General features: G+C 61.5%; 19 protein-coding genes. 10 read left to right on the top strand and 9 right to left on the bottom strand.

The window, feature by feature from the left end:
- Positions 1 to 198 precede the first annotated feature (198 nt).
- The 3 genes from I2H81_RS07610 to I2H81_RS07600 all read left to right on the top strand — a co-directional run bounded on the left by I2H81_RS07610 (position 199) and on the right by I2H81_RS07600 (position 3,422).
- Positions 199 to 2,058, top strand: coding sequence for an ABC-F family ATP-binding cassette domain-containing protein (locus tag I2H81_RS07610; RefSeq protein WP_195645129.1), 1,860 nt, complete (start codon positions 199 to 201; stop codon positions 2,056 to 2,058).
- Between the two features lie 6 nt (positions 2,059 to 2,064).
- Positions 2,065 to 2,835, top strand: coding sequence for a Cof-type HAD-IIB family hydrolase (locus tag I2H81_RS07605; protein ID WP_195645128.1), 771 nt, complete (start codon positions 2,065 to 2,067; stop codon positions 2,833 to 2,835).
- Positions 2,836 to 3,044: 209 nt separating this feature from the next.
- Complete coding sequence (locus tag I2H81_RS07600; protein ID WP_195645127.1) at positions 3,045 to 3,422, top strand: metal-dependent transcriptional regulator; 378 nt, start codon at positions 3,045 to 3,047, stop codon at positions 3,420 to 3,422.
- Positions 3,423 to 3,645: 223 nt separating this feature from the next.
- Here the strand turns inward: I2H81_RS07600 and I2H81_RS07595 are convergent, their stop codons facing one another.
- From I2H81_RS07595 to I2H81_RS07580, 4 genes are all read right to left on the bottom strand, one after another.
- On the bottom strand, positions 3,646 to 5,598 hold the full coding sequence (locus tag I2H81_RS07595; protein ID WP_195645126.1) for a heavy metal translocating P-type ATPase: 1,953 nt from the start codon (positions 5,596 to 5,598) through the stop codon (positions 3,646 to 3,648).
- A 99-nt stretch (positions 5,599 to 5,697) separates the two neighbouring features.
- The gene (locus tag I2H81_RS07590) at positions 5,698 to 5,916 is read right to left on the bottom strand and encodes a cation transporter (protein WP_089572082.1); all 219 of its coding nucleotides are present in this window, start codon (positions 5,914 to 5,916) and stop codon (positions 5,698 to 5,700) included.
- A gap of 63 nt (positions 5,917 to 5,979) precedes the next feature.
- Positions 5,980 to 6,294: an ArsR/SmtB family transcription factor gene (locus tag I2H81_RS07585; RefSeq protein ID WP_089572251.1), complete on the bottom strand. Its 315-nt coding sequence runs from the start codon at positions 6,292 to 6,294 to the stop codon at positions 5,980 to 5,982.
- Between the two features lie 150 nt (positions 6,295 to 6,444).
- Positions 6,445 to 7,068: a TetR/AcrR family transcriptional regulator gene (locus I2H81_RS07580; RefSeq protein WP_195645125.1), complete on the bottom strand. Its 624-nt coding sequence runs from the start codon at positions 7,066 to 7,068 to the stop codon at positions 6,445 to 6,447.
- A 169-nt stretch (positions 7,069 to 7,237) separates the two neighbouring features.
- Here I2H81_RS07580 and I2H81_RS07575 point away from each other — a divergent pair, with 169 nt between their 5' ends.
- Positions 7,238 to 7,939, top strand: coding sequence for an ABC transporter ATP-binding protein (locus I2H81_RS07575; protein ID WP_195645124.1), 702 nt, complete (start codon positions 7,238 to 7,240; stop codon positions 7,937 to 7,939).
- Between the two features lie 9 nt (positions 7,940 to 7,948).
- Complete coding sequence (locus I2H81_RS07570) at positions 7,949 to 11,515, top strand: FtsX-like permease family protein (RefSeq protein WP_195645123.1); 3,567 nt, start codon at positions 7,949 to 7,951, stop codon at positions 11,513 to 11,515.
- Positions 11,516 to 11,611: 96 nt separating this feature from the next.
- Here I2H81_RS07570 and I2H81_RS07565 read toward each other — a convergent pair whose 3' ends face one another.
- The gene (locus tag I2H81_RS07565; RefSeq protein ID WP_195645122.1) at positions 11,612 to 12,580 is read right to left on the bottom strand and encodes a 3'-5' exonuclease; all 969 of its coding nucleotides are present in this window, start codon (positions 12,578 to 12,580) and stop codon (positions 11,612 to 11,614) included.
- Between the two features lie 171 nt (positions 12,581 to 12,751).
- Here I2H81_RS07565 and I2H81_RS07560 point away from each other — a divergent pair, with 171 nt between their 5' ends.
- Positions 12,752 to 13,846, top strand: coding sequence for a putative manganese transporter (locus tag I2H81_RS07560; RefSeq protein ID WP_195645121.1), 1,095 nt, complete (start codon positions 12,752 to 12,754; stop codon positions 13,844 to 13,846).
- A 112-nt stretch (positions 13,847 to 13,958) separates the two neighbouring features.
- Here I2H81_RS07560 and I2H81_RS07555 read toward each other — a convergent pair whose 3' ends face one another.
- Both I2H81_RS07555 and I2H81_RS07550 read right to left on the bottom strand, forming a co-directional pair.
- Positions 13,959 to 14,441 (bottom strand): YaiI/YqxD family protein, encoded by a 483-nt coding sequence (locus tag I2H81_RS07555; RefSeq protein WP_195645120.1) that lies wholly within the window; start codon positions 14,439 to 14,441, stop codon positions 13,959 to 13,961.
- A complete protein-coding gene (locus I2H81_RS07550) occupies positions 14,442 to 15,044 on the bottom strand; it encodes an HdeD family acid-resistance protein (RefSeq protein ID WP_195645119.1) in 603 nt (200 codons plus the stop codon).
- 235 nt (positions 15,045 to 15,279) lie between these two features.
- Between I2H81_RS07550 and I2H81_RS07545 the strand changes: the two genes are divergently transcribed.
- The 3 genes from I2H81_RS07545 to I2H81_RS07535 all read left to right on the top strand — a co-directional run bounded on the left by I2H81_RS07545 (position 15,280) and on the right by I2H81_RS07535 (position 17,230).
- Positions 15,280 to 15,951: a nitroreductase family protein gene (locus I2H81_RS07545; protein WP_195645118.1), complete on the top strand. Its 672-nt coding sequence runs from the start codon at positions 15,280 to 15,282 to the stop codon at positions 15,949 to 15,951.
- Positions 15,952 to 16,034: 83 nt separating this feature from the next.
- Entirely contained in the window at positions 16,035 to 16,577 is a 543-nt protein-coding gene (locus tag I2H81_RS07540; RefSeq protein ID WP_195645117.1) for a histidine phosphatase family protein, read from the top strand.
- A 17-nt stretch (positions 16,578 to 16,594) separates the two neighbouring features.
- Positions 16,595 to 17,230 (top strand): histidine phosphatase family protein, encoded by a 636-nt coding sequence (locus tag I2H81_RS07535; protein ID WP_195645116.1) that lies wholly within the window; start codon positions 16,595 to 16,597, stop codon positions 17,228 to 17,230.
- A 132-nt stretch (positions 17,231 to 17,362) separates the two neighbouring features.
- Here the strand turns inward: I2H81_RS07535 and I2H81_RS07530 are convergent, their stop codons facing one another.
- Both I2H81_RS07530 and I2H81_RS07525 read right to left on the bottom strand, forming a co-directional pair.
- Positions 17,363 to 18,052, bottom strand: coding sequence for a DUF1015 family protein (locus tag I2H81_RS07530; protein ID WP_195645115.1), 690 nt, complete (start codon positions 18,050 to 18,052; stop codon positions 17,363 to 17,365).
- Positions 18,053 to 18,091: 39 nt separating this feature from the next.
- Complete coding sequence (locus I2H81_RS07525) at positions 18,092 to 19,312, bottom strand: M20 family metallopeptidase (RefSeq protein ID WP_195645114.1); 1,221 nt, start codon at positions 19,310 to 19,312, stop codon at positions 18,092 to 18,094.
- A gap of 154 nt (positions 19,313 to 19,466) precedes the next feature.
- Here I2H81_RS07525 and I2H81_RS07520 point away from each other — a divergent pair, with 154 nt between their 5' ends.
- Entirely contained in the window at positions 19,467 to 20,516 is a 1,050-nt protein-coding gene (locus I2H81_RS07520; protein ID WP_195645113.1) for a hypothetical protein, read from the top strand.
- Positions 20,517 to 20,829: the final 313 nt, after the last annotated feature.

Below are 20,829 nucleotides of genomic sequence, written 5' to 3'. Positions count from 1 at the left end.
GACATGCTTGAGGCCCGCGGCGGCCACGGTTGCCGCGGGACTGATTGGAGAGGCGGGTCATCTCTTTTGCGAGATGGCCCGCCTTTTTGCGTCGTGTGCTGGTGCGCTTGCCCAAAACCACCACAAAGGTGCCTGCCCCCTTTGTGGTGGTTTTCGCTATCATGGACAACGTTGAATTTCTACGAAGGAGCAGGGCATATGGCGATTCTTTTGGGATGCGATTCCGTCAGCCTAGAGTTTCCCACCAAGCATATTTTCGATAGCGTGACGCTCGGCGTGGGCGAGGGCGACCGTATTGGTATTGTCGGTAAAAACGGCGACGGCAAGTCGACGCTGCTGAGCGTGCTCGCCGGCACGCTGGAACCCGACGACGGACGCGTGACGCACCGCCGCGGCACCACGATCGGACTGCTCGGCCAAAAGGACCAGCTTGTCGACACTGATACCGTGCATCATGCCGTTGTGGGCGACACGCCCGAGTATGAGTGGGCCTCGAGCCCCCGCACGCGCCAGATCCTGGCCGGCCTCATTAGCGATGTGCCCTGGGAGGGCACGGTGGGCGAGCTCTCGGGCGGTCAGCGCCGTCGCGTGGACCTCGCGCGCCTGCTGATCGGCGACTATGACGTGCTCATGCTCGACGAGCCCACCAACCACCTGGACATGCGCACCATCAACTGGCTCGCACGCCATCTTAAGGCTCGCTGGCAGCGCGGTCAGGGCGCCATGCTCGTGGTCACGCACGATCGCTGGTTCTTGGACGAGGTCTGCACCAGCATGTGGGAGGTCCACGACGGCCAGGTTGATCCCTTCGAGGGCGGCTACTCGGCATATATCCTGCAGCGCGTGGAGCGCGACCGCATGGCCGCCGTCACCGAGGAGCGCCGCCGCAACATGGCGCGCAAGGAGCTCGCGTGGCTGAGCCGCGGTGCCCAGGCGCGCTCCACCAAGCCCAAGTTTCGCGTGGATGCCGCCCGCGAGCTGATCGCCGACGTACCGCCCGTGCGCGACGAGCTGGAGCTCAAGCGCCTGGCCGTGAGCCGCCTGGGCAAGCAGGTTATCGACGTGGTCGATGTGGACGCCGGCTATGCGGATACCGATGGCGCGCCCAAACAGGTGCTCACCGATGTGACCTGGCTCATTGGTGCGGGCGACCGCTATGGTCTTTTGGGCGAGAACGGCGCCGGCAAGTCGACCTTGCTCGACGTGATCCAGGGCAAGATTGAGCCCACGCGCGGCCGTGTGAAGATTGGCCAGACGGTGCGCTTTGGCGTTCTGTCACAGCAGCTCGAGGAACTCGAGCCCTACATGGGTGACACGATCCGCGAGGTGCTCGGCAACTATAAGAAGTACTACGTCATCGACGGCAAGGAGACTTCGCCCGAGAAACTTTGCGAGCGCCTGGGCTTTACGACACAGCAGCTCTGGAGTCGCATCGGCGATCTTTCGGGCGGCCAGCGCCGTCGCCTGTCGCTGCTGCTGACGATCCTGGACGAGCCCAACGTGCTTATCCTGGACGAGCCCGGCAACGACCTGGATACCGACATGCTCGCGATTGTCGAGGACCTGCTCGACGGCTGGCCCGGCACGCTAATCCTGGTGACGCACGACCGCTTCTTGATGGAGCGCGTGACCGACCAGCAGTGGGCGCTGCTCGACGGCCACCTGACGCATATGCCCGGCGGCGTGGACCAGTACCTGCGCCTGTGCAACGCCACCGCCGAGGGCGAGCCCGTGGGTGCGCCGAGCGCCAAGACCGGCACGTTTGACACCGGTGCCGCGGCGGCTGCGGCCGAAAAGCCCAAGTCGAGCGGGCAACCCAACGGTCTTTCCAACGCCGAGCGCCAGAAGCTTCGCCGCGAGGTGAGCTCGCTCGAGCGCAAAATGGAGACGCAGCGCGCCCGCGTGGAGGAGGCCGAGGCCGCGATGGCTCAGGTCGACCCCACCAACTACACGGCGCTGGGCGAGCAGCAGGCAAAGATCGACGAGGCCCACGCCGCCATGGACGAGTTGGAGATGGCGTGGCTCGAGGCGAGCGAGAAGCTCGAGGGCGAGGAGTAGGCGAGGATGATCAAGGCCGCGTTTTTCGATATCGACGGCACGTTGCTGAGCTTTAAGACCCATCGGATTCCGGCGTCGGCGCAGCAGGTGCTCGACAGCTTTCATGAGCAGGGGATTGCGTGCGTGGTCGCCACGGGTCGCCCGACCTATCAGATGCCCGATTGGCTGTTCGATCTTGGTTGGGATGCGTACATCACGCTTTCGGGTCAGCACTGTTTTGATGCCAAGGGCGTTTACCGCAGCTGCCCGATCGATTCGGACGACGTCGCGGCGATTGTGGACCAGGTGGCGCAGGGGCGCTATGACTCGCTGTGTATGCAGGGCGAGAACTCGTTTGTGAACCGCCTGTCCGAGCGCGTGGTGACGGCCGGGAGCAACGCGGGGATTGTCTACCACGAGGAGCCGTTTGAGCACGCCTTTGACGCGCCAGTCTACCAGTTCTGCGCCTTTGTGGACCCGGCCGACGAGCATATCGTGACCGACACCGTGTCGCATTCGCTCACCACGCGCTGGTGTGATCTGTTCTGCGACATTATTCCGGCCAACGGCGGCAAGGACCTGGGCGTGGCGGCGACGCTCGAGCGGCTGGATATCGACGCGAGCGAGGCGATCGCCTTTGGCGATGGCGAGAACGACCTGTCGATGTTCTCGGCCGTGGGCACGAGCGTGGCCATGGGCAACGCGCAGGATACCGTGAAGGCTGCGGCGACCTACGTGACGACCGCCGTGGACGACGACGGCATCTACAACGCCGCCAAACACTTTGGCCTGCTGTAGCTGCGGATTCGGCACTTGGGGATGTTCCTTATCTGCCGGCAGTTGGAGACACTCCTTGCGGGGCGTCCCCATTTTGTTTTCGCCCCGCGCGTTTTGTGAAACACGGCTAACTTTTTAAACATCTAGTAAGACACGGGCAACTTTTGCGGTAAAGTGAATCAGGTAAAAGTATCCAAAGGCTAACTAGAAGCCATCGCGAAAGGCGGCCCATGGCCCTACGTGAATCCGGAGAAGACTATCTCGAATCGATCTACGTCCTATCGGAACGTCAGGGCATCGTGCGCTCGATCGACGTTGCCGAATACTTGGGCGTAACCAAAGCAAGCGTCTCTAAAGCCATGGCGGCCTTGGAGAGCACCGGCTACGTGGAGATGGGCAAACGCGACGTGCATCTGACGGAACGCGGTCTTGAGGTTGCCCGTCAAATGTGGGAGCGTCACTGCTTTTTCGTGGGGCTGCTGAAGGATGCGGGTGTTTCGGCTGAGGTCGCGTCGCAAGAGGGCTGCCACATGGAGCATTGCCTGAGCGAGGAGAGCTTTGAGAAGCTGAAATCGATGCTGGGGCGGGACGGCGACCGGGATCAGTAACCCCACCAACCAAGTCCAACTCAGACAAGGAACCCCGCCAGCAAGCGATGCCCAAGAACCACCAGCAACGTCACCGCAGGCCGGGACCGGGCTATGTTTTGAAAACATTCCGCAGACCAGAAGCGCCCCCGTTCGTAGCTCCGAAGGAGCAGAACGGAGGCGCTTCATTGATCGAGGACGTTTTCAAAACCAAGCCCGGTCCCGGCCGGAGGGACCACAGGCGCTACAGGTTCTTGACACCCATCGCGCGCATGGCGTTCAGGATGGCGATGATCGCCACGCCCACGTCGCCAAAGACGGCAAGCCACATATTGGCGATGCCCAGTGCCGCAAGCACCAGAATCAGCAGCTTAATGCCCAGCGCAAAGATGATGTTCTGCCAAACAATCGTCATGGTCTTGCGCGCCACGCGGATCACGCGGGAAATGTTGGACGGCTTGTCGTCCATCAGCACCACGTCGGCGGCCTCGATCGCGGCGTCGGAGCCCATGGCGCCCATGGCAATGCCCACATCGGCGCGCGTAAGCACAGGCGCGTCGTTGATACCGTCGCCGACAAAGGCGAGCTTGCCCTTGCCACTTTCGGCCGCGAGCAGCGCCTCAACACGCTCGACCTTGTCGCCCGGCAGGAGCTGCGCGTGGAACTCGTCGAGACCGAGTTGCTTGGCCACAGACGCTGCAACCTCCTCGCGGTCGCCCGTGAGCATGACGGTGCGGTTGATACCGGCGGCATGCAGGTCGCGAATCGTTTGCTCCGCATCGGCCTTAACGGTGTCTGCAATCACGATGTGGCCGGCGTACACGCCGTCAACGAGCACGTGGAGGATCGTGCCGACAACCTCGCAGTCCGGTGCTTCAACGCCGGCCGCGGCGAGCATCTTGGCGTTGCCAACGACGACGTGCTTGCCGTCGATGGTTGCCGTCACGCCGTGGCCCGCGTCGTTGGCGGAGTCGCTCACGCGCTTGGGGTCGACCTCGCCCTGGTAGGCGTCGCGCACGGACTGCGCGATGGGGTGATCGGAGAACGATTCAGCAAGGGCTGCGACTTCAAGCAACGATTGCTCGGTATAGCCAGCCTCGGGGTGCACCGCGACGACCGAGAACGTTCCGTTGGTGAGCGTGCCGGTTTTGTCAAAGACGACGGTGTCCACATCGGCAAGCGCCTCGAGGTAGTTAGAACCCTTGATGAGAACGCCCAGCTTGGACGCGCCGCCGATGCCGCCAAAGAAGCTCAGCGGAACGCTGATCACGAGGGCGCACGGGCAGCTGACGACCAGGAAGGTCAGACCGCGCAGGATCCAGTCGGACCAGGCACCGGTGACCAGGCCGCCGCCGAGCGCGAGCACCGCGGCAGCGCCGGTGACGGCGGGCGTGTAGACGCGGGCGAAGCGCGTGATGAAGTTCTCGGTGCGCGCCTTCTTTTCGCTGGCATTCTCCACGAGTTCCAGGACGCGCGCGACGGTGGACTCGCCAAAGGGCTTGGTGGTGCGCACGTGGATGAGACCTGTCATGTTGATGCAGCCGCTGATGATATCGTCGCCGGACTTGGCGGGGCGGGGGACCGATTCGCCAGTGAGGGCAGCGGTGTCGAGCTGCGTCTCGCCCTCGACGATGACGCCATCGATAGGCACGCGCTCGCCGGGCTTGACGACGATGACAGTGCCGACGGCGATGTCATCGGGGAAGACTTGCTCGAGCGTGCCGTCGGGCTGCTCGACGTTAGCGTAGTCGGGCGCGATGTCCATCATGGCACTGATCGACTTGCGGCTCTTGCCCACGGCGTATGCCTGGAACAGCTCGCCGACCTGGTAGAACAGCATGACGGCGGCGCCTTCGGCCATGTGCGGGTCGGTATCGGGGAAGAGCACCATGGCAAACGCGCCGATGGTCGCGACTGCCATAAGGAAACTCTCGTCGAAGGCCTTGCCGCGGCGGATGTTATTGAATGCCTTTTGCAGTACGTCGTAGCCGGCAATCAAAAACGGCACGAGGAACAGCGCGAAGCTGGCGTAGATGTTGCCGGGCTCCCCAAATGCGATAGTGAGGGCGCCGAGCTCGTCGAGGGCATAAACAACGGCAAAAATGCCCAGTGCTACCAGGATGCGGTTGCGCTTGTGCTCAAGGGACTCTTTCTTCTTGCGCTTCTTCTTTTTCTTTTTGGGATCGGCGGCTGCCATGATTCAAACCTCCCATTTGAGTGTATGAACACTTGCTCATATAATTTCGCGAGCAAAGGCCGCGGCAAGCGCGGCCCTGCAGGTCAACGTATGCGCGGGTTAGAGAATGATTTCGCAGTCTGGCTCGGCGTCGGCGGTGAATTCAACGACGCGGTCCAGGACCTCGTCGAACTTGGCGTCGTCGGCCTCGAGCGTCAGCTTCTGGGTCATAAAGTTGACCGAAACGGACTTGACGCCCTCGAGCTTAGCCAGCTCGTCCTGAAGTTCACGCGCGCAGTTGGCGCAATCGATCTCGTCGAGCTTAAACTGCTTTTTCATGGTGGGTTCCTTTCCCTGTGTTAGCGGTCTGGGTGCCGGCCGCGCTGATACCGTGGTTGATTGCTATTCGCAGATATGGCTCATGCCCTGGTTGAGCATGGTGTAGACGTGATCGTCGGCAAGCGAGTAGAGAATGTTGCGGCCGTCGCGGCGGAACTTGACCAGGTGCGACTGCTTAAGCGTGCGCAGCTGGTGCGACACCGCAGACTGCGAGGTCGCGGTCGCTTCGGCGATGTCAGCCACGCAGAGCTCGCGACCCATGAGGGCGTAGAGGATTTTGATGCGCGTGGTGTCGCTGAAAACCTTAAACAGGTCGGCCAGGTCGTATAGCAGCTCCTCGTCGGGAAGATCCTCGGGCGAGCAGGTGGTGGGGACCACGGACTCGGCGGCTTCGACGCCGGTCTTTATTTCATCAGTGCGTTCGCTCACCGCAATATCCTTTCATATGAACATGCGCTCATATAACTTACTTTCGAGTATATGAGCGCATGTTCATATGTCAATACAATTCAGGAACTATTTTGAGCGCTAGCTTTGACAAACGGGGATCTCTTGGGCAACCGTTCCGGTGAGCAGTTCCTCGGGGGAGTAGCTCTTGTTGGTCCAGACGATTCGCACAATCTCTTCCGGTGACTCGACGCATCCCTTTTTGATCCAAAGCCACATCACCGCCGTGATGCCCGAAAGCACCATCTCGCGGCCGTAGTCCTCGGGGAGACCGCCAAAGCTTAGCTTTATGCCCTGGGCCGCGGCGCTCTGCTCTAGGAGCTCGCCGATGATGTCCTGCACGTGCTCGTGGAGCTGCATGTTTGTTCCACGCTGCGTGAGCGCAGCCACCAGGTCGTAATGCTCCTTAACGTACACGAGTGCCTTGAGCACGCCTTCTTGCGGGATAAGTTCATGTGGCGTTGTGCCTTTGAGCTCCATGACGGGTTCGAGGATGGTCTGCGAGAGCACCGCGACGAGGCTGTCGATTTGCTTATCAAAGAAATCGTACTTGTCTATATAGTGCGCATAAAAGGTTCCGCGATTGATGCCGGCCTCGCGGCAAATGTCGCTCACGCTGACCTGGTCCAGCGTCTTGACCGAGAGCAGTTTGGTGATTGCCTGTTGAAGTTTTGTTTCGGTGGCGGTATTTCTCTTGCCTGCCATTGGTGTTTCCTACCTCTTTTACCTGCGCGAACAACCTTAAATCAACAACGTGTACAATTTTGATTATTGTCTTTGTCCCGCTCCATTCTTACACTTCACTTCATTTAAAACAACAACGTGTTGATTTAAGAACCTTACTGCAAGGAACATCGAAACTAAGGGAGCAAGAATGGCATACATAGAGATGCGCGGCGAATGCAAGCGCTATCACATGGGCGAGACAGTGATCACGGCCAACGACCACGTGAGCTTTGAGGTGGAGAAAGGTGAGCTTGCCATTGTGTTGGGCACTTCCGGTGCTGGCAAGTCCACGGTGCTGAACATCTTGGGCGGCATGGACACCTGCGACGAGGGCGCGGTCGTCATCGACGGGCGCGACATTGCAAAGCTCGACGCGCGCGGCCGCACGGCCTATCGCCGCACCGACGTGGGCTTTGTGTTCCAGTTCTACAACCTGGTGCCCAACCTCACGTCCAAGGAAAACGTCGAGCTCGCGAGCGAGATCGTGGCTGACGCCATGGACCCGGTCGAGGTACTCAACATGGTGGGCCTTTCCCGACGTATCGATAACTTTCCCGCGCAGCTCTCGGGCGGTGAGCAGCAGCGCGTGGCTATCGCGCGCGCCGTGGCAAAGAACCCCAAGATCCTGCTTTGCGACGAGCCTACGGGCGCGCTCGACTACAACACGGGCAAGCAGATTCTACAGATCCTGCAGGACATGAGCCGCAAGCGCGGCGCGACCGTGGTGATCGTTACGCACAACTCCGCCATCGCACCCATCGCCGACCGTGTGATCCGCATGCACGATGGCCATGTGACCGCCGTCGACATCAACAAACACCCGCAGGCGATCGCGAACATTGAGTGGTAGGTGGCGTGCATGGCTAAACGAATGCTCTGGAAGGACATACGGTCTACCTTCAAAAAGTCGCGCGGGCGTTATTTCTCGATCGTAGCCTTGCTGGCCTTGGGCGCCTTTGCCCTGGTGGGCCTCAAGGTGGCGGGCCCCGACATGCGCGCGACCTCGGGCGATTATTTTACCGACTACGACATGATGGACCTGGCCGTGATCGGTGACCTTGGCATCGATAAGGATGACGAGGCCGTTATCGAGCAGCTGGACGGCGTGCGCGCCGTTGAGTACGGATACCTTGTGGACGTTACCATCAAGGGTGCCAACAGCGCCGTGCGCGTGGAGTCGACGCCCGACAAGGTGAGCCGCTATGAGCTCGCCGACGGCCGCATGCCCAAGACCGAGAACGAAATCGCGATCGATTCGTTTATGGCTGACGATTACCCCGTGGGCTCAAAGATCACGTTATCGCAAAAGAAGAACGCAGATGGCAGCAAGACGCTCAAACGCTCGACCTTTACCGTGGTGGGCCACGTCAAATCCATGGAGATCATCGCGGGCATCAACATGGGAAAGACTACCGTGGGCACGGGCGACCTCATGGGCTATGCCGTCGTGTCGCCCAAGGTGTTTTCGACCGACTACCGCATGATCGCGCGTTTGACGTTCGATGACACCCAGGGCCTCGATCCTTATAGCGCCGAGTATCTGGATAAGATCGCGGCCCATAAAAAGGAGCTCAAGAAACTGCTCAAGAATGCGCCCGAGCGCAGGCTTGCCGTGGTGCGCGATACCTATGACGAAAAGATTGCCGATGGCGAGCAGCAGATTGCGGACGCTCGCCAGAAGCTCAGCGATGCCAAGGCGACGCTGGACGATGCGGCCTCGCAGCTTGCCGACGGAAAGGGCCAGCTTGCCTTGTCGTGGAACAAGCTTGAGCAGGCGGCTTTGCAGCTGGCGAGCGCCCGCACGCAGCTTGCCGACGGCGCGTCGCAGCTCTCGGCCGCACGGTCTACGCTGGCGTCCTCGCGCTCGCAGCTCGATAGCGGCTGGGACGAGTACAACGACGGGGCGGCCGCTTTGGCGACCGCCAAGAGCGATGCCGAGTCGCAGATTGCGCAGGCCCAGTCCACGATCGATGCAAGCCGCAAGAAGCTTGATGATGGCAAGGCCGCCTATGAGGAGGGCATCGCCCGGCTCGAGGACGGCGTCGAGCAATATGAGACAGGCATCGCTAAGCTCGATGTTGGGCTGGATCAGTGCGGCAAGGGCATTGCCGCTGTGGAGCAACAGCTTGCGGCCCCCAGTCTGACGGGCGAGCAGCGCTCGCAGCTCGAGGCTCAAAAGCAGCAGCTCGAGGACCGAAAGTCCCAGCTCCAGCAGCAAAGGGCCTCCGCCGTGCAGCAGCGCGATGCGCTGAGTCAGCAGTTGTCTCAGACCGAGGCCGCCTACGAGCGCTTTATGAACACCGATGCCGATGCCAGCACCGAGGGCGAGGACGGTGGTTACACCGCGCTCGTGGCACAGCTCGATGCCGCGCAAAAGCAGCTCGACCAGAAGCAGGCGGCCGCGAACAAGGAGATTGCTTCCAGGGAGTCGCAGCTGGCGAGCGCCAAATCCCAGCTCGATACGGGGGAGACCGCGTACCGGCAGGGTGTTGCCACGTATAACGCCAAGAAGGCCGAGTACGAGGCGGGTGTTGCCGAGTATAACGATGGCGTGGCGAGCTACAGCAGCGGTCTTGCCACCTACAACGAGGCCGCGGGCACACTCGCGAGCAAACAGTCCGAGTACGAGGACGGCCTGGCCGAGTATAACGAGCGGCTCCCCGACGCGGAGGAGAAGATCGCCAAGGCGGAGCGTAAGCTCGACGACGCCCGCACGCAGCGCGACAAGCTTGAGAAGCCCACGTATGCGGTGGACACGCGCCGCGAGACCCCCGGCTCCGATGGCTATCGCACTTATGACAGCGTTTCCGAGATCGTCGACTCGCTCGCCAATATCTTCCCGTACTTCCTTTACCTGGTGGCGGCCCTCGTGGCGTCCACCACGATGACCCGCATGGTCGACGAGGAGCGCATCAACGCCGGCACGCTCAAGGCGCTCGGCTACGACGATGCCGACATCATGAAGAAGTTTGTGGTCTACGGCGCTTCGGCCGGCGCCATCGGCTCTGTCATCGGCATCGTGCTGGGCCATACACTGCTGCCCTACATCGTCTACAGCGCGTACAGTGCTAAGTTCTCGCTGCCTCCGATCGTACTTCAGTGGCACGGGGGCGTGGCCGTCTCGGCGCTCGCGCTCGGTCTTGCCGTGGCTGTGGTGCCCGCCGTGCTTGTCGCCCGCCGCATGCTCGCCGAGCAGCCCGCGCAGCTCCTACTGCCCAAGGCGCCCACGGCCGGTTCCAAGATCTTCCTCGAGCACATCAAGTCGCTCTGGAGCCGCCTGACCTTCACGCAGAAGGTCACCTTCCGCAACCTCCTGCGCTACAAGAAGCGCATGCTCATGACCGTGATCGGTGTTTCGGGTGCTGTCTGTCTCATGTTCTGCGGCTATGCCGTGCGCAACTCCATCGACGGTCTCTCCGAGACGCAGTTTGGCGACATCATTGGTTACGACCTCATCGTTGCTCAGAACGATGACGCCTCCAAGGCACAGCGTAAGGAAGTTGCCGACGAGCTCGCGTCGAAGCGCGTCACGGACTATTCGAGTATCGCGTACGAGAGCGTGACCAAGACGGCCGGCGACAAGGGCGACGATCAGAGCATCAACCTGCTCGTGCCTATGGATGGGGAGACGTTCTCTAAGTATCTCGACATTCGCGACCGCAAGACGGGCGAGGCGCTGCCGCTCGAGGACGACGGCGCTGTGATCTCGGAACGTTTGGCCACCCTTACGGGCACCAAGGTGGGCGACACCATGACCTTCACCGACGCAAGCGGCGTCAAGCGCAAGGTGCGCATCACGGGCATCTGCGAGATGTATATGGAGCACTTTATGTTCATGAGCCCCAAGGCATATCAAACGTGCTTTGGCAAGGCCGCCACGGGCAATGCTTACGTGGCCAAGCTTAAGGACAGCTCTATAGAGGGGACCCGCGCCGAGGCCGCACGCTTTATGAAGCTCGACGGCGTGCTGGGCTGCGTTCAGAGCGCTACGCTCATCAACCAGATTAACGTGATCGTGACCTCGCTCAACAAGATCATGCTGGTCCTCATTGTGGTCGCCATCCTGCTTGCCGTGGTCATCGTGTACAACCTCGTGACCATTAACGTGGCCGAGCGCATCCGCGAGCTCTCGACCGTCAAGGTACTCGGCTTCTTTGATAACGAGGTGTCGATGTACATCTACCGCGAGACGATCATCAATGCCGCGATTGCGTTGCCGGTGGGATGGATCTTGGGCTGGCTGCTCCAGCAGTACATCATCACCGCGGTGCCGCCCGAGAACGTGATGTTCGACCCGGCGTGCGGCTGGTTGCCGTACGTGGTCTCGACGGTGGTCGTGGTTGTGGTCGTTGCCGTGATGTATGCGGTGGTGAACCATAGGCTCAAGAACGTCGACATGCTCGAGGCGCTCAAGAGCGTGGACTAGCGACTGGCGGGTTTGAAGCCTCTGCGCACGAAGGCGCCCCCGCAACCGAGGGATGGTTGCGGGGGCGCCTTGCGTTCTGGGTTTGGGGCGCTGGGGCTACTTCGCGAAAAGCCCCTTGAGGTTGAACTCGGCCTGCACCGTGCGGAGCATAAGGTCGGTGTCGTCGAGGCCCAGGTGCTGCTCGTTGGCGTCGGCGGCGAGGGTGCCACGGCGGCGCGCCCAGTTCTCGAGCGCGGCGGGCGCGGACTCGCGGGGGAGCGAGCGCACGTCGGCGTCCAGGCTGCGGCAGATCTGGCGCGAGTCGATGACGATGATCTTGCCGGCACGGCGCGCCTCGGCGTAGCCGTCCAGGTGGATCTTGAACCAGCTGTCCTCAAAGGCGGCGTTGTGCGCCATGTACGGATACTTCTTCATGAGCTTGAGCAGCTGCTTCTGCAGCTCCTTATCCTCGCGGAATGGCTTTTTGCCGTCGATGTCGGTCCAGGTAATGTGGTGGATATTCGACAGCGGCACATTCTCGCCGCGATAGATGTCGGGCAGACCGCAGTAGTGCGCCTCGGCGTCGTGCGGGACGGCGTCGCTCGTGAGGTCCATAATCTCCCAGCCCACGTTGATGATATAGCCGCGCTCGGGCGCACGGCCGGTGGTCTCGATGTCGATGCCCAGCACGGTGCCCTGGATGGGCTTGCGGGCGTAGGCCACGCCGAGTGCGTCGCGGTCGCCGCGGATCTCGCGCATGACCGATGCGGCGGTACGCTTTTGCATCTTACCGATGGCCGCGCAGGTGTCGGCATCGGACAGACCACGTGAAAGCGTCGCGGGCGTCACATTGCGCAGACGCGCCTCGCCGATCTGGTCGCACAGGTCGCGGTTGCGATCGGCCAGGTCGCGCACGGTGGCAAAGTCGAAGCCGGGGTCGCCCTCGGCGGTAAAGTACTCGGTCTCGAGCACCTTGAGGGCCTCCTCGCCCTTCTGGCGCTCGGATTCCATGGCGCCGTGGTCGCCGTAGATAAACATGGGGATAAACGGCTGACGCTCGTATTCGAGTGCTTGCGATACGTTCATATACTGCTCCTTGGACGGGCCGCGTCGCGCGGCTCGGGGTTACTGAGTTGTGGCGAGATGATAGTTTACCATGGGCAACTATTGGCACCGCGCCCGGGACAACTACAATACCCTAGTTGACCGCTAGGACTTTTACAATGTTGCCGAAAGACACGAAAGGTTCCATCCGTCATGGATTTACTGATTGATATTCTGCTCGACGCCGGCAAGGACACGCTGTCCCTGGTGCCGTTTTTGTTGGTGACGTATCTTGCCCTCGAGACGCTGGAGCATGTGGCGGGCGACCGCGTCAACGGTGCTATCAAGCGCGCCGGCGCCGCCGGCCCCGTGGTTGGCTCGTTGCTGGGCATGGTGCCACAGTGCGGGTTTTCGGCCATGGCGGCGACGCTGTACGCCGGCCGCGTCGTGACGCTGGGCACGCTGGTTGCGGTTTTCCTCTCGACTTCAGACGAGATGCTGCCGCTGTTGCTTGCCGAGCAGGTTCCCGTGCAGACCATGGCGATGCTTCTGGCTTCGAAGGCGCTGATCGCGCTGGTCACGGGCTTTATCGTGGACGCCGCCATTCGCGGCCTGCGTCGTAACGCTCGCGCGCATGCGGCGATTCGCCGTACCGTGCTGGGAACCGCGGCCAACCCGGCCCACGTGAACTGCGCGCACGACGACCACACTGGCGGTGACATCATCGACGAGGTGGCCGAGGCGGGCGTGAGCGCCGACCACATCCACGAGTTATGCGAGCGCGACCATTGCGGTTGCGATGATGATGAAGATGAACATGAGCGCGTCCACGGGCACAGCCATGATCACGGTCACACGAGCGAGCATGAGCACCACCACGGCCACAGCCACGACCACTCCCACGAGGGCGCGCCCGTTCTGTCGATTATCCGCAGTGCGATCTCGCACACTGTGCAGGTATCGGTATTCATTTTTCTGGTGACGCTGATTCTGGTCGCCGTGCTCGAGACCTTCGGCGAATCGGCGATTGAGCAGTTCCTGCGCGGCAACGAGACGCTTGCGGTCCTGGGCTCGGCACTCGTTGGCCTGATTCCCAACTGCTCGGCCAGCGTCGTTATTACGCAGTTGTACCTCGAAGGTGCGCTGCAGCTGGCGCCGATGCTCGCCGGCACGCTCATTTCCGCTGGCGTGGGCTACCTGGTGCTGTTCCGCACCAACCGCAGTGCCCGCGAAAACGTCCTGTTCCTGATCATGATGTACGTCATCGGTGCGGGCTGGGGCCTCATCCTCTCCGCCTTTGGTCTCTAAGTAGTTTTTGGGACATGCCTTACAATCCACCGTCATGACCTGGGCGCTGGATGCGCGCCATTCGCCAAACAAAAAGGTAGATTTTTAGGCATGTCCCAAAAATCTACCTTGTCTAGCGTAGCAGCTCGGTGAGGTTGCGTTTAAAGCGGGCTCGATCCTCGCTGGTGAAGGCTGCCGGACCGCGGGTGCGTCCCCCGGCGCGGCGCACCTTCTTTTCCTCGTGGCGAATAAACAGTTGCATGTCGATGGTCGCTTTGTCGTAGACGCGCCCGCGCACGCCGATGGCGGCGGCATCGCGTCCGAGCACCATGCTCGCCAGGCCTATGTCCTGCGTCACGACCACGTCGCCAGCCTGCAGGCGCTCGATAATGGCAAAGTCGGCGCTATCGGCGCCTACGCTCACGTCAAGCGTCGTCACCCAAAAGCCGCGCCGCGCGTGCTCGGCGTCGCGCGGGTCGTCGCGGCGAATGTGCCGCTCCAGGTTTTGCGTGCTGTTGCCGGCGATTACCACGGCGACGCCCGCCCGCCGCGCGCAGTCGATCGACTCGCGCGTGACCGGGCAGGCGTCGGCATCAATAAACAGCGTTCGCGGCATCTAGTGCACCAGCTTGCCAAAACGGACGGCACGAATAATCAGTGTCACGCCAAACACCAGGAGTGCAGCGCCGGTAAAGATGACGAGCATCTTGGCCGACCACAGCGGGTAGATAAACACGAACACGCCGGCGATGATGGAGAGCGCACCGCTCAGGATGGCGATGCCGCGGTTGGACGAAAGCTCGGACTCCAGGATCGACATAACGCCCTCGACAATCCAGCCAAAGCCGGCCACGACCACAACAAGCGTGCTGAGCGTCGCGGTCGATAGGGCCTGGTTGCGCAGGATCACCACGCCGCCCAAAATGATGAGCAGGTTGGTGAGGATGCTCGCCACGCGCCAGCCGGCGGGCAGCAGCGGCTCAAAAATGGCGGTGAACAGCCTGACGCCGGCCGTGATCACAAAGTAGAAGCCCAGTACGGTCGTCAAAAAGACGAGGGTCTTGGCGGGGGCAAACAGCAGCGCGATGCCGGCGAGCAGTGCGATAACGCCCGTGACGGCATAGATCCAGCGCACGGCTTTAATCGCCTTGCCCGCCATGCTTTTCTCGTCAAATCCAAACAGATTCGAATCCTGCTCATTGTTCTTAAAGATGCCCATGAGGTCTCCTTTCCGCGCGGCATAAACCGTGATCGTTGCAACCAGTATCGCCTAAAGGCGCCGGCGTGTGGGTCGGGGAGGGCGAAACGTAACCCAAAGGCCCCGATTTGCTTCCGTTGTTCCCCACGCCGTGATTTTCTATTCAACAGGTGTAGAACATTGCGGCTCTGTTCGTTATTGCCTACGTTTTAGGTTAGATTTTCCTAAGAACAATTGCCTTTAATTGGGGGTCCCTATGAACGAAACAGTTCCCGCGGCGCCGGTAAGTGCAGAATCGATGGCAAAGCAAGGTTGCGAAAAGCTCGGTCTGGAATCGTTTGACGCGCTGGTCCGTCGTGCCCGTACGTGCCGCCGCTTTGACGAGTCCATGCGCGTGCCGCGCGAGTTTTTGCTCGAGCTGGCGGAACTGGCGCACCTGACCCCGTGTGGTGCCAATGCTCAGCGTCTTCGTTTTCATGTGGTGAGCGGTGCCGAGGACTGCGCGCGTGTATTTGATGAGCTTGCGTGGGCCGGTGCGCTTAAGGATTGGCCGGGTCCTGCCGAGGGCGAGCGCCCGACCGGCTACATCGCGATTCTGGCTGAGCGCGCCGTTCCGGGCAAGCCTGCCGCTCCCATTACCGAGGTCGACACGGGCATTGCCGCGCAGACGATGATGCTCGCCGCCCGCAGCGCAACGCCCGAGGTGGCTGCCTGCATGTTCAAGGCCTTTACGCCCCACGCGATCGATGCCATGGGGCTCGATAACGACAAGTATGAGCTCAAGCTGATCATGGCCTTTGGCGTGCCGGCCGAGACGCAGATGATCGATGCGATCGATTCCAACCCCGACGGCTCAATTAATTACTGGCGTGACGATGCGCAGGTGCACCACGTACCCAAGCGCCCGCTCGCCGACGTACTGGTGTAGTTGAGCGTCGCCGCGGCGTGATCCGGCGGCAAAACCACCACAAAGGTGCCTGTCCCCTTTGTGGTGGTACGAGGGGAGGGCGTGTGGCAGATTTATATTTGGTGCGGCATGGGCAGACTGAGCTCAATGTGCAGAACATTTTGCAGGGCTGGCACGATTCGCCGCTGACGGCACGCGGGCGCGAGCAGGCGCTGGCGACGCGCTCGGCGTTCGAGGACCGCGGCGTGGCCTTTGATCATGTGTATTCCTCGCCGTTGGGTCGGGCGCGGCGTACGGTCGAGCTTATCGTTGGCGAGGGCCGTTCCATTGAGCTGGTCGATGACCTGCGCGAGTGGCATTTGGGCTCGCTGGAGGGTACATCAAATCGCGAGATGCCACCGCAGCCCTGGGGCGATTATCCGGTGGCCTTTGGCGGCGAGTCGGAAGTACAGCTTCAGTCGCGTATGGTCGCGGCGCTGTCCCGCATCATGGCCCGGCCCCGGCACGACTGCGTGCTGGTCGTCTCCCACGGTTCCGCTTGCCAGGAGTTTCTTGAGTATGTGACCGGCGGGGGAGAACTGCCCGACAACGGCGCCGTGCTTCATTTTGGCCATTGCGACGGGGCGTTTTCGCTCCTTGATTGGTAACGAACGAAAGGACCCCTATGAATAAAGACCTGTATCTGGTTCGTCATGGGCAGACAATATTCAACCTTAAGCGCATCATTCAGGGTTGGAGTGACTCGCCGCTCACACAGCTGGGCTGCGATCAGGCGGCGCGTGCCGGCATGTTCTTGCGTGCGCGCGGTATTGAGCCCGACCACGCCTACACCTCTACGTTGCACCGCACCGAACAGACCATCGCCAACCTGTGGCCGGGCATGACGTATGAGCGCCTGGACGGTCTGCGCGAGTGGTTCTTTGGCGACTTTGAGGCCGAGCGCGTGATGCTTATGCCCGAGCGCCCGTGGCGCGATTTCTATCGTCAGTTTGGCGGCGAGGGCCAGATGCAGGTACGCGAGCGCATGGTGGCGACGCTGACCGAGCTCATGCGGCGCTCGGACCATTCGTGCGTGCTCGCGGTGAGCCACGCCTCGGCCATCAAGGAGTTTTTGGACCACTCTAGGGGAGCGGCGGCAGACGAGCGCGAGCGCGTGCCGGGCAACTGCTCGGTGCTGCATTTTGCGTTTGACGATGCGACCGATACGTTTGACCTGGTCGAAGTCTTTACGCAGGAGGATTATGCGCGCGAGCTGGGTCTTGAGCCGCTGGTGGCTGCCGCGGGTCCGCAGCGCGGGTAGCTTGGGCGTGGCGACGCGGATCGCCGACATCATTGCTCGATGCGAAAGGGGCGGGGATGCATGCGCATGTATTGCATCTCCGCCCCTTGTTTGTTGGGCTGCCGAGTCTTTGTGCTGGGCGTTTAGGCCCTGTTAGAACCGCGCGATTTGGTGAGTGAGCAGGCCCGTTGGAACCTGCGGCGCGCCGCCGCTGGCCTGCGCGGTGGGGAACAGCACGGCTACAGCAAAGTTGAACGGCTCTCTGCCCGTGTAGGTGCCGGCTGTGTGGGCCTCGTTTGCCAGGAGCTGCGCCGCCCCTGCCAGCGCGGCGGCGTAGGCGGGGTCGTCGGCCAGTGTCGGCTCTGGTGCTTGGTCGAGCATAGCGCGGATGGCCCCGACGGCGTCCTCGCGCTTGACCTCCCACACACGGTGCGTAATGCCGGCGGGGTCGGTGACGGCATAGAGCGACGCTCCCTCTTTGGCGGCGCCCAGGATGATATCCATGACGGGCGAGGCCTCGTAGGCGAGCGACACGGGACGAGGCTGAACTTTGAGTTCGGCGATCGCGTGCGCGGCGGCGAGTGCGTCGATGCTCTCGGCGGCAGCCTCGTCGCTACCCGTCAGTACGTTAACCGGGCAAATCGCCACGACACCCGTCGCGCGACCCGGCTCGCCCGAGCATTCGTACACGTAATACGCCGCGCCTGGATCCTTGAGCATTAGGCCGTCAGCAATGGCGCCGCGCAGGGCGTCGTTGCCGCTCAGGATACCGCCCATCGCAGGCAGCGCCTCGAGCACACGGTCCTGAGCCGGGCGAATGCAGGGAAACGGAAGTGCTTTCATGGGCGGTCCTAACGCGCGAGTCGGTTTGTTCGCGGCTTATTATGCCCCAACTTGGCCGCTTGCGTCCCAGAGCGTGTTATCGGCAAGCGCGATGAGCACGTTTTGGCAGCGAACGATATCGGCATGGGGCACATACTCGTTGGGCTTGTGCGCGAGCGCCAACGAGCCGGGGCCGTAGCTCATACAATTGCGGTTGCCTGTCTTGCCGGCAATGACGGCGGTATCGGTGTAGCCGGTAAAGAAGCCGACGGTCGTGTCCGCGTCCGTCACGCCATCGGCGGCACGCTTGAGCGCTGCTAGAAGGGGAGAGCTCGGGTCGCGCTCGATGGCGGGGCGGTCGCCCGTCACGGTGTAGCTGCCATGGCAACCGGGAACCGCGTCCTCGGCGGCGGCAATGGCCTGCTCGACCATGTTGATCGCGGCGGTCGTGTCGGTCGGCGGCGTCAGGCGCATGTCGACCCAGACCTTGGCATGGTCGGGCACGACATAGGGACGGTAGCCACCTTCGATCTGTCCAAACGTGATGGTCGATGGTCCCAGCTCATCATGCACGGGCAGCGCCGCGAACGCACGGCGCAGCGCGCAGACGGCCTCGGCCATGGCGGCGACGGCGTCTGCGCCCTTCCAAGGCTGGCTCGCATGCGCCGTGACGCCGGTCATCTCGATCTCGAACCACGTGCGACCCTTGTGCGCCACCTGGATCTGTCCGTCGGTGGGCTCGGTGTCCAGCACCCATTCGCGCGAACCGACCCAGCCAGCATCGATCGCGGCCTCTGAGCCGCGCATGAAGTCTTCCTCGTCGACCGAGCAGATGAGCGAAAAGCCGCGGCGTGGCAGCGCGCCATCCGCCGCCACGCGCTCGAGCGTATGGACCAGTGCGGCAATGGCGCAGGCCAGGCCACCCTTCATGTCGCAGGCGCCCCGGCCGTAGAGTTTGCCGTCGCGCACGACCGCCCCGAGCGGCGGCGTGTCTGCCTCCCAGCCATCGCCCAAGGTGACGGTATCCATGTGGCAGATATAGACCAGCCGCGGCTCGTCGCTTTGGCCCGGCACGGTGACTTTAAGGTTGCGGCGCCCGGGCAGCACTTCGAGCTCCTCAATCTGCACGGCATGGAGCACCGGATGACTCAACCGCTCCGGCTGAGCCTCAACCAGCGCTTTGATATACCGCTCAATTTCATCCTCATACGCGCCCGGGTCTGAGCTGTCGATCCGCACAAGCTCCTGAGCAAGCCGCCAGGCAAAGTCCTCATCAACCATATGTAACCTCACAATCAGTCTGCTTTCCAAACCGATTGTAAGTCTCCTGAGAGATCCGCGACGTGCGCGTGGCGGTATTTACCGTTCGCAGGCGGAGCCATCGCGCTCGCCGTCTGAGCGGGTTCACAAACGATACAGCGGGTATGTACCCTTCATGGACGACATACTGTGCGACATATCTGCCTTTCGGTATCACCGGATACCTCCACAGGTTTTGGCGATAATGCCGGACCTGCCCGATTCTGTGGACGATCCGCGCAGGGAGCGCCTTTGCGAGCATCCGCTCGTCGCGCATTTCCTGGGCACCCCGTTACACGTTTTGGCGCAGGGCGGCTGCGGGCGTAAGGGCGATCGCATTGTCAGGCATGTTTGGAACGGGGAGAGGCCGTTTGATTCCGTGCGGCAGACAGAGTTTGGCCTCGATGTCGCGTCCCCACTCTTTACCCTGCTGTCCCTGGCTTCCTCGGTCTCAAACGAGCGTTTAATCATGTGCATGTATGAGATGTGCGGCACCTTTGCCGTGTGCAAGATTGCGCCTCAGGTAAAGTCGGCACTTGTGCAGGCATATGGGGGCCAGTGGGGTGACGCACGTTTGGGCTGGGAAAACGTAAAGGATGTCTCGGGGAGTCCAACGGACTTGTGGAAACGACCGCCCTTGATCGAGCTCTCTGAGCTTGCAGAGTACGTCGATAAGATCCGGGGGCTCCGCGGCGCTAAATCGTTCATACGAGCCGCGAAATGCATTACGGGGGTGGCAGCATCGCCGCTCGAGGTCCAGGCTTCGATGCTGTTTGGCCTTACGAGGTTGCGCGGCGGCGAAGGGCTGCGCCTTACCAATAACGTCGAGATTCGCATGACACGCAGTGCCCGCCTGATTTCGGGGCTCGATAGGCGCTATGCCGATATCCTGCTGGCAAATAAGGACGGCAGCCGAGAGTGCCTGGTCGAATGTCAAGGTAAAGCCATTCATGGATCCATTGAATCCAAGATCTCGGACTCCGATCGAACGACGGCGCTGCAAGCGATGGGATATCCCGTCGTTCTGATGACCTATGGCCAGCTGGCCGACTCTGATGCCTTCCGCGTGGTGATGGAGCTCATCATGTCCTATCTCGATGTGCCGCTGAAAGACAAGACGCCGCGACAGCAGGAGCTCGAACGGCGGCTTCGTGAGGAGATTTTTATCAATTGGGCGGAAATGTAGTCGCGCGGGTGGAAAACGGTCGCGTGAACTAGAGTTTTGGTCGCGAAAAAGGCTTCAGTTTCGCCTTGGAAGGGCATTAAAAATGCTATCTAGAATAAGTTGTTTCGGAAAATCGACAGTCAACTTACATTCGGCATATAGAAATCGATTATTACCCACTAAAGTCCCTGATAAAGTTGTTTATCAAAAGGGGTGCGCTTGGTGATTTGGGTCTTACTGTCGATTATCCGAAAAAACTTGTTCTGGGTATCATTTCTAAAGTCGTCAGGAGCAACGAAATCGGCCCCCGTTTCGTGAAAACGGGGGCCGAATG

The organism is Collinsella aerofaciens (assembly GCF_015561195.1).
Taxonomy (GTDB): Bacteria; Actinomycetota; Coriobacteriia; order Coriobacteriales; family Coriobacteriaceae; genus Collinsella; species Collinsella aerofaciens_AC.
This window is presented reverse-complemented; position numbering and strand designations above follow the sequence as displayed.